Below are 12,912 nucleotides of genomic sequence, written 5' to 3'. Positions count from 1 at the left end.
CCCCCTTGCTCCTCAGTAACCTAGTTGGTGCGTCTGTAAACGACAAACAGACACTCGACCAATGCAACCTTGAGGGGCTGAAGTTCTCCCCAACCAAGACGCTGTTTTCCCTGATCAACGCTCTTCAATGATTCACCGACTCTCTCTTCTTACTGCATTTTCCTTGCTCTATACCGCGGGTTTTAGCCAGACCACCCGCAACACTAATAATGGGGTGATCATCAACAGCACTGTTGTTGTATCAGAACCAGTGTATGTTCCAGTTGCGCCCTCTAGCACCGGTACAAGTGCGTTCGAAAGGAAGGTCATCCGGAAGATGGAAGATGAGCAGAGAGCTAGGGACATAGAGTACCGCCGTACTTTCGAAACCATTGAGAAAGAAGCGGAGGAGAAACGGCGTGAGGATGCCTATCGGCTCCTACCAACATACTACACGACTCAGGTCGTCAACATGAGAACGGATGGGGGAATAGAATACCCGATAATGCGACAGCTTCCTAAGGGCACTGTAGTTAAGGTCGTTGAGGGAGGAAGCTTTCTCAACGGTGGTTGGTGGTTGATACATGTTCCCGGTACGGAGGCAGCAGGTTACGTGCACCCCAAGTTTTTAAAGCCGCGACTCTGAGAGTCGTGTCTCTACCCCATCACACAAGTTCGATGGAGCGGCATTTAGTTTGTGCAAGGCGTCAACACCGACCTGTCTGCCAATACACCTTACATCGTAGCTGCTCCCTTACCACAAACTGACCGAGCGTTTAATATTCTGTCCTCATCTACTGTAGTTCCCATGCTTTCATCACAGACCCACACCTTTGCAAACGCCCTGCCCTACGATTCAGCTACTCCTGCTCAACGGGAACAGGCGCTCGTTCACACCCGACAATTATTACAGTCTCAACTTCCCGGCTTCAATAATGACCAGTGGGTTAACATGTTTACTACATACGCTCCTCAACTGTACGTAGAAACGGAAACAGGAGCGGTCATCCTGACAGAAGATGTACTTGTTGGATTCGCCAACTGGGTTAATCTGCACCGAGATATTAACCAGGAGGTTCCCCTATACGGGCATGAGACGTACTACCTCGCTCGTAACCTGGTTTCCTACTCACAGGATGCAAAGGATCTGCTCACTTCAGATCCCGATCTCTCGCGGCCAGAGTCCATCGACGTTATGAGAGCATTGTTTAGCCGTCTGTCAGTTGGCAATAGCGTCGCTGAGCGTGTGTACCACACCTTTGAGCAACCAATCAAACAAACACGGTAGCCGAGGTACTGTTGACCATGTCAGAAACCCGTCCCGACAGCATACTGGCCGGGCGGGTTTCTGTATTGGGTAATAGGCGGGTGAGCGTCTCTGTATCAGTGAGTCTACTCAGCCCGTTTCGGGAATGTCCTACAGCAGAAGGATGGAGCAACAAACCTTTCTTCTCGCAGGGTAGATGACGTGGTGTGGGATACATAGGCGAACAGTATCTTGCTCCCCATCACGTTATTTTACTACTCACTATTCATGGCGCTCAGCCTCACCGAATTAAAAGACCGTGCCATCCGCTTTGCCCAGGAGTGGCAGGGTGAAACCGACGAACGTGCGGGTGCTCAATCATTCTGGATTGATTTCTTCCACGTTTTCGATGTGAAACGACGCCGGGTAGCCTCGTTTGAGGTACCCATCAAGAAAGCAGATGGCCGGCAGGGTTTCGTAGACTTGCTCTGGAAAGGCACCCTGCTCGTGGAGCACAAGAGCAAAGGCAAGGACCTCGACAAGGCCGTGCAGCAGGCTCGTGATTACTTCCCCGGCCTGAAAGACCACGAGCTGCCTAAGTACATCCTCGTTTCCGACTTTGCCCGCTTCCGCCTCTACGACCTCGACGAAGGCACAGACTACAGTTTTCCCCTCGAAGAACTGCATCAGAACCTGCATCTGTTCTCTTTCCTCACCGGCTACCAGAAGCGGGAGTACAAGGCGGAGGATCCGGCGAACATTAAGGCGGCGGAACTCATGGGTGAGCTGCACGATGCCTTGCTGCGTGGGGGCTACCAGGGACATAAGCTGGAAGTGCTGCTGGTGCGTATTCTATTCTGTCTGTTTGCGGAGGACACCGCCATCTTCGAGAAGGATGCATTCCGGATTTTCCTGGAAGAGCACACGCGAGAAGACGGTTCAGATGTCGGAGCACAACTGGCCCAGTGGTTTTCCGTGCTGGATAAAGCCGCTGACCAGCGCCAGCGCCACCTACCCGCCCATTTACAAGTATTGCCCTACGTTAATGGGTCGCTGTTCACGGAGTTCTTCGAGTTTCCGGCCTTTGATGCCGCCTTACGGGAGCAACTGATCCGTTGCACATACTTCGACTGGTCGCGCATCTCGCCGGCCATCTTCGGGTCATTGTTTCAGAGCGTAACCGATCCGGTCAAACGGCGCAACCTGGGTGCACATTACACCTCGGAGACTAACATTCTCAAAGTCATTCAGGGTCTGTTTCTGGATGAGCTGCGGCAGGAGTTAGCGCAGGCGGGGCAGAACCGTCAGAAGCTGGACCAACTCCACCGCCGCCTGGAGAAGACACGCTTCCTCGACCCCTCCTGCGGCTGCGGCAACTTTCTGGTGGTTACCTACCGCGAACTGCGCTTGCTGGAGCAGGAGATCTTAGAACGGCAGTTTGCTGCCCAGGTCGCTACGGGACAAACCGTGGACTTGGCCTTGTATGCTCGCGTGCAGGTGGACCAAGCTTATGGCATCGAGGTTGAGGAGTTCCCGGCTCGCATTGCTGAGGTCGCCATGTGGTTGATGGATCACCAACTCAACCTGCGTCTCTCGGAAGCATTCGGTAACCTCTACCTGCGTCTGCCCCTTACACGCACCGCCCGTATCGTGCATGGCAATGCTCTCACCACCGATTGGGAAACCGTCGCTCCAAAAGGCGAACTCAGCTACATACTCGGCAACCCACCGTTTATCGGCTACCATTTGCAGACAAGAGAGCAGAAAGCGGAAATGGCTACGCTATTCGCCGGTGTCAAAGGAGCTGGTTTGCTGGACTACGTATCTGCATGGTTCTACAAAGCGGCCCAGTACATGCAGGATACCCGCATCAGAACGGCATTAGTGAGCACGAACTCCATCGTTCAAGGTGAACAGGTCGGCATCCTGTGGAATGAGTTGTTTACACGGTATCAAACCAAGATACACTTCGCACACCGGACCTTCAAGTGGAATAATGAAGCACGAGGTAATGCACAGGTGTATTGCGTCATCGTGGGTTTTGGACCTGAGGATACTCCCAAGCACATTATCCACGACTACGACACGCCACGAGCTGAGCCCATGCAACGGCAAGTGAGCCGCATTAACTCGTATTTGATTGAAGCCGATAACGTCTTGATATCGGGGAGGACTAAGCCGTTGTGTCAGGTACCGGAAATGGTGAATGGCAACAAGCCTGTTGACGGGGGATTCTTCTTCTTGAGCGATCAGGAAAAGGAGGAACTGCTCGAAAAGGAACCCCATGCTCAACCGTATGTCAAACCCTTCCTCGGGGCACAGGAGTTTCTACGTAGTCAGAACAGATGGTGCCTTTGGTTGAATGATATTGCTCCTTCGGTGTTGAAATCATTACCACTTGTTGCCGAGCGAGTCAATGAGGTAAGAGCGTTCCGACTTGCGAGCACGAAGGGGGACACCGTACGTATGGCGCAGTTCCCTACCCTTTTCGGGCAAACGCGCCAGCCACAATCCAACTACCTTTTGATACCAAGGCATTCCTCAGAGAATCGCCGCTTTGTGCCGTTTGGGTTCTTCTCTGCTGACGTCATCTTGGGAGATTCATGCATGAGTATTCCCAATGCTACCCCTTACCTATTCGGCATACTTTCCTCAACCATGCATATGGCATGGATGCGACAAGTCTGCGGCCGCATAAAAAGCGACTTTCGTTATTCTGGAACCTTAGTCTACAACAACTATCCTTTTCCTGTTTCGCACACCCCCAAACAGGTGGCAGCAGTAGAGGCGGCGGCTCAATTGGTGCTGGCGGCACGGGAACAGTTTCCAGCAGAAAGTCTCGCTACTCTCTACGACCCCCTCACTATGCCTCCGGTGTTGGTGAAAGCCCATCAGCAACTAGATCAAGCCGTGGACCAGTGCTACCGCGCTGCTGCCTTCCCTACGGAACTTAGTCGCTTGGAGTACCTCTTTGGTGAATACCGCCGCTTGACCGAGCCCGTTTTGGGAGAGGCAACCGTGGTGCCGAAGACTAAACGAACGACGAAAGCACAAGTACAGCCGACCTGAGATTGGTGCCGATCCTTCGGTGATCGTCGCTCTTATCACTACTCCATAATCTCTGTTCTCGCTTATATCCGTGAATTACAGCGAAACCACCTCTCTCACCACCTTCCTGCGAACCGCTCGCTGGCCGGTGTTTACCAAGCAGCAGCCCACCTTTTTCAGCATTGCGGGAATCAGCGGCAAGGAATTACCTCTGAGTAACACCTACAGTTTCTTCTTCCAGTCCGAAGCAGATCATGGCTTGGGGGTGCTGTTTACCCTGGCGCTACTCGATGTGGTTCGCCGCAAATCGTCGGGTACAAAGCTCCCAGTACTGGATGGACCAGTGCGGGTATCGCGGGAACACTCCATGGACGAAGGCCAGTGGCTTGACCTGCTCGTGCACAACGGCACCTCTGATTCATCTCTGCAAGGGGCGACTTTCGCCATCCTGATCGAGAACAAGGTGAATCACTGGTTGCACAATGACCTGGACAACTACTGGAACAGCGTGCGGGGTCCAGCTTGCAAGGTGGGCATCGTCCTGGGGAAGAACCCTGAGCATCCAGATGCTCCGTGGCTATTTGTCTCGCACCCGGAGTTGGCGCAAGCCGTCGAAGCCCGCCTCGGGGCAGTACTCAGCCAAGCCAACACCCGTTACCTTCCTCTCCTGCTTCACCTGCTGGAATACCTTAAACAGATGACCGACTCTAACCACGACAATTTCGCCCTGGCGTTCAACTTTGCCCATCGTCACCGTGCTGCTCTGGCTCAGGCGCAGAAGGTAATCAACCAATTTAACGACAGGGGATTAGCCGATGTGATCGTGGAAGCCTGGGGGCCGGACTACAAGCAACAGGGTGTGTTTGAGGACCGCGTGGATGTTATGCATGTGCAGCGCAATGATATGCGCTACATCGTGTTCTATGGGCACATGCTGGAGTTGGACAAGGAACCCACTTATGCTATCACTTTATACGCCGGTAGGGCAGAGCGAAAGGCCGTCGCCAACTGGTTTACCTACCTGAGCGGGCAACAGGCTGCCATAGACGCCGGACTCAGCCGGTTGGACTGGTTTGACCAGAGTTACAAGGAACTGGTCATCGGAAAAAAGTACACCTTCATAGGCAGTTCCGTGGAGGAGTTCCGCCAGGAAGTGCGCGAAGCGTTGGAGCGTGACTGGAAGCCACTGGAGTCAGCTTGGTTAACTAAGTCCATCTCTGCCAACAGCCTAGAGGCTACGGAACTACCTGCCATCAGCAGCTCGGACGCCCTGAGTTAAGCGACGAGAGCCACCAGGCAGGGCGATCAATTGGTCGGCCCTGTGTCTACCTTGGATTCCACTGTAGCCTGTACAGTTATCGATACGGCTGAGAGCAGGTCCAGGCCCGTGGCCGCTTCAATGGCATCAACACTAACTCGGTATTGTCCCCAATTGGTGTTGATGCCATTGTCGTTTGGGGTATCGACCGCGATCACGCGAGTGCTGGTTGTGACGCGGCTGGCATCGTTGTCTCCCACAGGAAGAATGACCACGATCTTCCAGCAGCGGGCCGGTACGGTTACGCGGCCCTGGTCAAGGGTCTGCGTGACTCCTCCATTGGAGCCGGTGCCTCCTTTGCCGTAGCTGCCACAGATTATGTAGAGTTCCTGGCCACTGTCGAGCAGGGACCGGGAGTAGTCTTCCAGGTTCGCCCAGGTCTGCTGGTTGTTGCGCGGCGCCTGGGGCATCATGTTGGTCATCAAAAAGGTGGCCGAGTTGTCGGCCTCGGTGCGGGTGCGATCAGCAGAAGGACAATTGTGTCCCCGGTCAAAGCCCGAGCCGATATAGCTGCTGGCCTGTACCTGGTACCAGCCCACCGGTAGGGTCTCGTCCGCCTTAAAATCATCCTGGCGGGCAGCAGACCCACGCCATGAAGCGTCCAGGTGCCAGCTCACCCAGTTCGGGATGCCACGGTCCCGGTGGTAGGATAACTCATACTGCGGTTTGCTCAGTAGGTAATTGGTGGGCTGCGACGGATCAGTAGTTGCCCCACTGGGGTTACCCAAGGTCAGATGCTCCGGAAGCGCTTGCGAAGCAGGGGTTGGCTCCTCGGAACTCGAACATGCTGTCATGAATACACTTGCTGCCACGAAAACGAGCCATGATCGAGTGAAAGGTCTCATGTAGTTGTGCGGGAATAGAGCGTCAAGAGCAAATTACGCCATTTCGTAGGTCATCACACAGCCGTTATACGACTCATTGACGTCGTGAGCAACACTCTCGCCCGTTTCGACAATGTTGGGTGCCGTTACTTGGGATAACACCATTTATTGTACAAGTGCAATATCGTGGCAAAATACTTTTTTAACTCCAACCTTTCCTTCGAAATTTCTAACCCCGTTGGGTAACTAATGCCGTTAGTTACACGTAAAATAGTGTACATCAAAGCACTGGAAGTCATGATAAAAGACGCACTCAGTAGGGTCGAGGCAGTGGAATACGCGTTATCAGTTTTGTCCAAAACTGATTTCTCCAGACTCAAACGAAAACTCCAAGATGTACAAGAAGGCTTGGGGTGGACACCTGAGCAATGTGATATTGTTGAACAGGAGTACAAGCGTTTCCTCGCGTTGAAGTACGCTTACCCCAAAAGTGAGATTGTGCCCAATCAAGCGGTAGACAAGTTCTGGCACTTTCACATCCTCGACACAGAGGCGTATGCTCGTGACTGCAAGTATCTGTTCGGTGCCTTCCTGCACCACTTCCCCTACTTCGGCATGCGTGATGAGCAAGATCTCCAGGATCTACATGTTGCCTTTGCCGATACGACGGCCTTGTACAAGCTGCACTTCGGTGAGGGTTACGACGATGCCAAGGGTGGAGGTCAGGGTAAATGCCGCACGAAGTGCAAGCCCGTCAGGTGCAAGTAGTTCTTCTCATTCTTACCACTTAACCTCTTTCGTCATGTCAACCAAGAAGATCAACAAAAGTGCCATCACCGGGAGATTCGTCAGCAACGCCACTGTTAAGCGACACCCGAAGACTACGTACGTGGCCACCGTCAAGGTGACGAAGAAACCTTCGTAGCAAACATCTGAAGTGTGGGGCAACATCGTGAGGTGTTGCCCCTTTTTGCATTGTGTCTTGTTACCTTTGTCTGGTGCATTTTCTACTTCCCGCCGCTCTAAACCTCGACGCCCACCTGCAGGCTTTCCCTCCTCCTTTTCCCTCTTTCCATCGGGATGAGCTGGTACGGCTACTCGATCTAATTACCAAGGTGCCGTCGAGAAGTCGCAGGTTAGCCGAAAAGGTGCGCCAACAGCAGGGGTTTGTGCCGATCAGTGCCACAATGGCTCAAGACATTGTACATAACTACAAGCAGTACCTGACCTACGCGGTGGATACAGGACTGCTCGTCAGTGACAACCTCTGGTATCCTAAAGGAAAAGGGAACGAAGGTAAATGTACTGGGTATCGGTTTGGTGCACTCTTCGGGGCAGCAGATGACATGCTGACTCCACCCATGCAGGTGGTGGCGTTGACTGACCCACGTATACAGCGCAAGGCAGAGGGTTTGCGTGCCCGCCACCGCGACCGTGTGCCGAAGAAGCATGAGAAGAACCCGGAGGAGTACGCGCGTCAGCATAAGCAGCGTATTCAGTCCCACCAGCATGTGCTCCATTGGTTGGGTGTGGGTGTAACGCCGTTGCGGATAGATGAGAAGACCGCATTAGCCTACATCATGGCGCGTAAGCAGTACTTGCAGGCCAACCCGGAAGAGCGGGCGGTCAAACGGTTCAAATGGACGTGGAAGCTCCGGTGGGTCAAGAAAGCGGACCGAGAAGCGTATGTGGACCCAGAAGTGCAGCACGTACAGCGTCAACGCTCCATCCTGCACTTGGTAGATCAAGACCTGCATCCACGGGTTGACGATACGGTAGGTCGTATGCACACCACGCTCACCAACATGAGCAAAGAGCTGAGACCATTCGTGTACGCGGAAGGGTATAGACAGCTGGTGGCCATAGACCTCAAGAACAGTCAGCCGTACCTGGCCAACATGCTGCTTAATCTTGCCTTCTACATGAGGAGGCCCACGTCAGGGTCAGGTCGAAAATCGGCGAAAAAGAGCGAAAATGAAACAGGGTATTCATTAAGGTCGTCGGGGTCGTCAACATCGTCGTCGTGGTCGTCAACATCAGGGTCATTATTAGGGACCACATCGTCGACAACGTCGGCGTCGTCGTCAAGGACATCATCATCGACGTCGTCGTCAAGGACATCATCATCGACGTCATCAAGGGAGGTGGCCATAGGGACCCTCCTCTACTACGGCTTGGGTAAGGGTCTGAGGAAGGAAATCAAGGAGAACAACAACCTAAAAGGGAACCTTCTTGATGTTATGTTAGTAAAAACGATCCAAGGTGCTGACAGCGAGGATATTGCAAAATACAAAGAACTCACCAGCAGTGGCAGGTTCTATGAGGGTCTTGCTGATGCACTTGAGGAGCGCGGATATGCGGGTCAACTGGACCGCGATTCGTTGAAGGAGATGGTGTTTCAGGTGCTGTTTACCAGAAGTGGGTTCTCTTCACCAGGAAAGCGAACCTTCCGCGAACTCTTCCCAACTGTAGATAGGATTTTTGCTATGTACCAGAAGGGCGACAATAGTATCCTACCACGTTTCCTGCAAATGATCGAAGCGCACTTGTTCCTGCACGTCATAGGCAAGCGTGTGCACCGCGAACTGCCGGAGGTACCCTTCTTCACCGTACACGACAGCTTGGTTGTACCAGAAGAGTATGCAGACCAGGTGCAGGAGATCATGCACGCCGAACTGACGCGTTATGTGGGGGTGCCGCCTACACTCAGTCGGGAACTTTGGGGAGAGAAAGTGCAGGCTTACCAATACCCGTAACGGATCAAGCTGCGGTCCTGTGCGCTCAGTCACCCATGATATGGATATCCAAGTTACCCTTCTCATCGTGGCGTACCACAATGGTGGTGCCTGGGCTTCGTGGAGTTGTCTGTTCAGGTGGTACTTCCTCCAGTTGTTTGATGATGACCTCGTATCGTTGGGCGCTGGTCACGACATAGAGTAGGAAGGGAACACCTTCCTTTGATACCATATCCTTCTCGATACAGACGTTGCCTGCCCCCATTCCTTTGCGAACCAATTGGAGGATGACTGGCTTGATGTAGTTGTAGGCAGCGACTAGTGCTTCGGTGAGCATGTAGTCTCGCACCAACGCTACTGGCGTGAAGTCGTAAAATACGAGCTGTACCAAATCGTTGAAGACACTCTTGGTGCCCATCACGGTAACATCTGTTGCGTCGTCTGGTAGTATGGCCTGCAGTTCGGCTACGTCTTCTGCGGAGAGATCTACTCCACTTATCAGCAATTCGTTTCTTCTGGACATCGAGGCCTTGGTTTGCGCATCAAGTTCGCGAAACCTTTCGGTTCTATGGTGGACCGATCCGCATTCTACGAGAGCAGAAGCGTATGGTCGAGCTTATAACGTTCTGTAAACGTTCGTTTGCAGAATGTTATACGGTCGTATCTTGCGGCTGGTACCTCCCTCCTACTGGCTGCATGACCCCTACCTCTAAACCGTTCGTTTCCTACTATCGGGTGTCTACGCTCAAGCAAGGCAAGTCCGGCTTGGGGCTCGAAGCCCAACAAGCGGCGGTGCGCACCTTTGTCCCTGACCCAACCCGTATCGTGGCTGAGTTTGTGGAGGTGGAGAGTGGTAAGCGCAACCAGCGGCCACAATTGCATGCTGCCATCGAAGCGGCCCGCCAGCACGGAGCGACGCTGCTCATTGCCAAGCTCGACCGGCTTTCTCGTAATGCGGGGTTCATCTTCGCCCTGCGCGACTCGGGCGTGGACTTCGTCTGCTGCGACATGCCGGACGCCAACACGCTTACCGTGGGGCTGTTTGCCGTCATTGCACAGCACGAACGCGAAACTATCAGCAAACGCACCAAGGATGCTCTAGCCGCCAAGAAGGCGCGCGGAGCCCGACTGGGTACACCCGCGAACCTGACCGATGAGGTGATCCGACAAGGGCGGCAAGTGCAGCAACGGAACGCGCGCGAGCACCAGGCCAATCGTCAAGCTGCTCGACTTGGTAATCTCTTACACGAACGGGGACACACACTGCAGCAAATCGCACAGGAGCTCAATGAAGCAGGCTACCGTACCCGACGGGGCAAGCAGTTTTTCCCTATGTCAGTGCAGCGTCTACTGAAGCTTAACAGTACTGTGACACCTAGCTAGAGTCAACAGTGTTGTTAACACGCATTATGTTGCCGGTATGGTTAGTACGCAGAGTAAACATCTCCAACATCTCCAACATCTCCAACATCTCCAACATCAACAACACTTAGAGGATTTACAACACACACAACATGCCCAGTATCGTGTGTAATATGTTGTACATGTTGTGTGTGTTGTATATGTTTACCTCCAAGTATTCCAATATTGTCAATACGATGCAGGTACTAACGTTTACAAACCGAAAGGGGGGAACAGGTAAGTCCACTTCTGCCTGGGCCGTTGCACACTGTCTTGCTCATAGCGGACACCGGGTGTTACTCGTTGATTGTGACCCTCAGATGAATCTTACGCAGGCACTACCCACAATTTCCCAGGACAAAAGCCTGACTCAGATACTGGACGGCTCATTGAGCTTTCCACAAGCAATGCAGTCAGTGGGTACTAATCTGTGGCTGGTTCCTGCTTCCCCTTCACTGGCAGCTGCCGAAAAACTACTAGGTACTGACGCTATGTACCCGCTGGCATTCAAGAACCCAATAGGTGACCTGCACAAGTTGGTGGACTTCGTAATCTTCGACACAGGTCCCAGTCCCAACTCGGCTCTGGCCATGGCGGCAATCACTGCCTCGGATCGAGTCTACATTCCTACGACCCCCGAGTACTTTGCTTTCAACGGTTTAGAGTCATTGCTCGACCTGATTAGTCGTATCCAGAAGAACTTCTCACCCGGCCTGCGAGTAGGGGGGGTGTTCCTGACCAAGTACGCTAAGAGCTACCGGAAAAGCCTACACCACCAGTTCGTTGAGGTCATGCAACAGCACTCCAGCTTAAGCTCTCTCCTAATGGAGTCGACGATCCGTGATAATGTATCAGTAGCCGAAGCTCAGGTCAACCAGCAGTCTCTGTACGATTGGGCTCCTCAATCTGCGGCTCTTCAAGATTACGAGGCACTAACTCAGGAAATCCTACACAAGAAGTAATGTCCAAACAGAAAGTAAACCTTGACCGGCTGATGACCAAGCCCGCTCAGTCTATGGATGACTTGTTGCTGGGTAACTCTCCCTCCTCGCAGATAGAGCCCACACCTCAGCCAACTACAGGTGATGAAGCCAAGATACGTTTCACCAATGCTTTACCCCCCGACACGTTTCGACGCTTACAACAGTACACCTTCTGGTCTCACGAGACTATCGGTGACGTACTCAACGATGCACTCTTGGCTTACCTAGATGGTAAACCCGAAGCTGATCGAGAAATCCCAGCAAAGCAAGCTAAGCGACGTCGTTTACCTCCAGTTTAGAGGTCAGTGGTAAGCGGTACTACTGCTCTCGTCTCACTCTGTAAAGTATTGATTGTGAGAGCACAAACACGAAGTGTCTGGAGGTATAAAAACGTACAAAAACGCGTGGTGGAAAATCTCGCGTGTGTACTAATTTATACTCGTCAGAGCTTGTGCAACCGCTACAAAAATGACGTCAAAAAGAAGCTAGCTAGCTTTTACTACTTGTTACTACATTAGTAGTATTACGGGTGCCGTAACTCTCAGTCTCACAGACCATTCAGAGCCCCAACCGCTACAAAAATGACGTCAACCGCTACAAAAATGACGTCAACCGCTACAAAAATGACGTCAACCAGCTACAAAAATGACGTCAAGTAAGGTCCCAACCGCTACAAAAATGACGTCACTTCAATGAAGAGTCCCGCAAGCAAGACTACAGCCGTTGTCGCTCAACACAACGCGCTCGTGAACGCCCGCTTCAGCTTTGCTCCCATGCAAATGCGGCTTTTCATTGCACTGCTCACACGTATTGACTTTAACGACGAAGAGTTTCAACCTCAGTTCATTCCTTTTGAGGAACTACTGCACTCCAAAGGCAAGAAGGGTGGTTCCAGCTACGAAGCCATTGCGGACATGTGTCGTGACATCATCAAATTCACGATTCACATAGAAGAGCTGGAAGAGGAAACTCGGAAGCGGAGGAAGAAGCCAGTGTACCTGAACCGTCCTCTCATGGCTCAGGCTGACTATCACGGCGAAATGGGCGGGGTAGTGGCCAGCTTCAATCCACTGATTATGCCCTACCTGCTGCAGCTGCGGGAAAGCGGCAACTTTACGACCGCCGAAGTCGAACAACTGCGCAAACTGAAGAGCCCTTATTCGCTACGCATCTACTTCTTGCTGAGGGAGTACGGTGACTTCGGCAAACGAATTATGACGATAGAGCAGCTGCGGTTTGCTCTCGACATAGATGAGGATGAGTACCGTGAGTTTAAGAACCTTAAGGCTCGGGTACTGGACAAAGCACAAGACGAAATTGCAGCCACCGACATTCCTTTTACCTACAACGTAGAGCGGAACGGGCGGTCTGCGAAGAG

At 52.7% G+C, this 12,912-nt stretch carries 12 protein-coding genes; 10 read left to right on the top strand and 2 right to left on the bottom strand.

Going from position 1 to position 12,912, the window contains the following annotated elements; translation table 11 throughout:
• The first annotated feature begins 127 nt into the window (after positions 1–127).
• From K3G63_RS22140 to K3G63_RS22125, 4 genes are all read left to right on the top strand, one after another.
• A complete protein-coding gene (locus tag K3G63_RS22140; RefSeq protein WP_220616337.1) occupies positions 128–625 on the top strand; it encodes an SH3 domain-containing protein in 498 nt (165 codons plus the stop codon).
• Between the two features lie 162 nt (positions 626–787).
• The gene (locus K3G63_RS22135) at positions 788–1,267 is read left to right on the top strand and encodes a hypothetical protein (RefSeq protein ID WP_220616336.1); all 480 of its coding nucleotides are present in this window, start codon (positions 788–790) and stop codon (positions 1,265–1,267) included.
• A 246-nt stretch (positions 1,268–1,513) separates the two neighbouring features.
• A complete protein-coding gene (locus K3G63_RS22965; protein ID WP_259404647.1) occupies positions 1,514–4,294 on the top strand; it encodes a DNA methyltransferase in 2,781 nt (926 codons plus the stop codon).
• 70 nt (positions 4,295–4,364) lie between these two features.
• Entirely contained in the window at positions 4,365–5,552 is a 1,188-nt protein-coding gene (locus tag K3G63_RS22125; RefSeq protein ID WP_220616335.1) for a PD-(D/E)XK nuclease family protein, read from the top strand.
• A 26-nt stretch (positions 5,553–5,578) separates the two neighbouring features.
• On the opposite strand, the gene K3G63_RS22120 is transcribed toward K3G63_RS22125, so the two are convergent.
• On the bottom strand, positions 5,579–6,385 hold the full coding sequence (locus K3G63_RS22120) for a DNA/RNA non-specific endonuclease (protein WP_259404646.1): 807 nt from the start codon (positions 6,383–6,385) through the stop codon (positions 5,579–5,581).
• A 279-nt stretch (positions 6,386–6,664) separates the two neighbouring features.
• On the opposite strand from K3G63_RS22120, the gene K3G63_RS22115 reads away from it, so the two are divergent.
• Positions 6,665–7,183: a hypothetical protein gene (locus K3G63_RS22115; protein ID WP_220616333.1), complete on the top strand. Its 519-nt coding sequence runs from the start codon at positions 6,665–6,667 to the stop codon at positions 7,181–7,183.
• A gap of 230 nt (positions 7,184–7,413) precedes the next feature.
• The gene (locus K3G63_RS22110) at positions 7,414–9,171 is read left to right on the top strand and encodes a hypothetical protein (RefSeq protein WP_220616332.1); all 1,758 of its coding nucleotides are present in this window, start codon (positions 7,414–7,416) and stop codon (positions 9,169–9,171) included.
• Between the two features lie 25 nt (positions 9,172–9,196).
• On the opposite strand, the gene K3G63_RS22105 is transcribed toward K3G63_RS22110, so the two are convergent.
• A complete protein-coding gene (locus K3G63_RS22105) occupies positions 9,197–9,673 on the bottom strand; it encodes a hypothetical protein (RefSeq protein WP_220616331.1) in 477 nt (158 codons plus the stop codon).
• Positions 9,674–9,846: 173 nt separating this feature from the next.
• Between K3G63_RS22105 and K3G63_RS22100 the strand changes: the two genes are divergently transcribed.
• The 4 genes from K3G63_RS22100 to K3G63_RS22085 form a co-directional block, all read left to right on the top strand.
• A complete protein-coding gene (locus K3G63_RS22100) occupies positions 9,847–10,533 on the top strand; it encodes a recombinase family protein (RefSeq protein ID WP_220616330.1) in 687 nt (228 codons plus the stop codon).
• Positions 10,534–10,664: 131 nt separating this feature from the next.
• Positions 10,665–11,513 (top strand): ParA family protein, encoded by an 849-nt coding sequence (locus K3G63_RS22095; protein WP_310794622.1) that lies wholly within the window; start codon positions 10,665–10,667, stop codon positions 11,511–11,513.
• The gene (locus tag K3G63_RS22090; protein WP_220616328.1) at positions 11,513–11,833 is read left to right on the top strand and encodes a hypothetical protein; all 321 of its coding nucleotides are present in this window, start codon (positions 11,513–11,515) and stop codon (positions 11,831–11,833) included. Before K3G63_RS22095 ends, K3G63_RS22090 begins: the two co-directional genes overlap by 1 nt.
• Positions 11,834–12,280: 447 nt before the next feature.
• The coding region (locus tag K3G63_RS22085) for a replication initiation protein (protein WP_220616327.1) at positions 12,281–12,912 on the top strand (632 nt) is incomplete at its 3' end.

It is taken from the genome of Hymenobacter sp. HSC-4F20, from assembly GCF_019599275.1.
Taxonomy (GTDB): domain Bacteria; phylum Bacteroidota; class Bacteroidia; order Cytophagales; family Hymenobacteraceae; genus Hymenobacter.
Note: the sequence above shows the minus strand (reverse complement) of the source record. Positions and strands in the feature narration are given on the sequence as shown.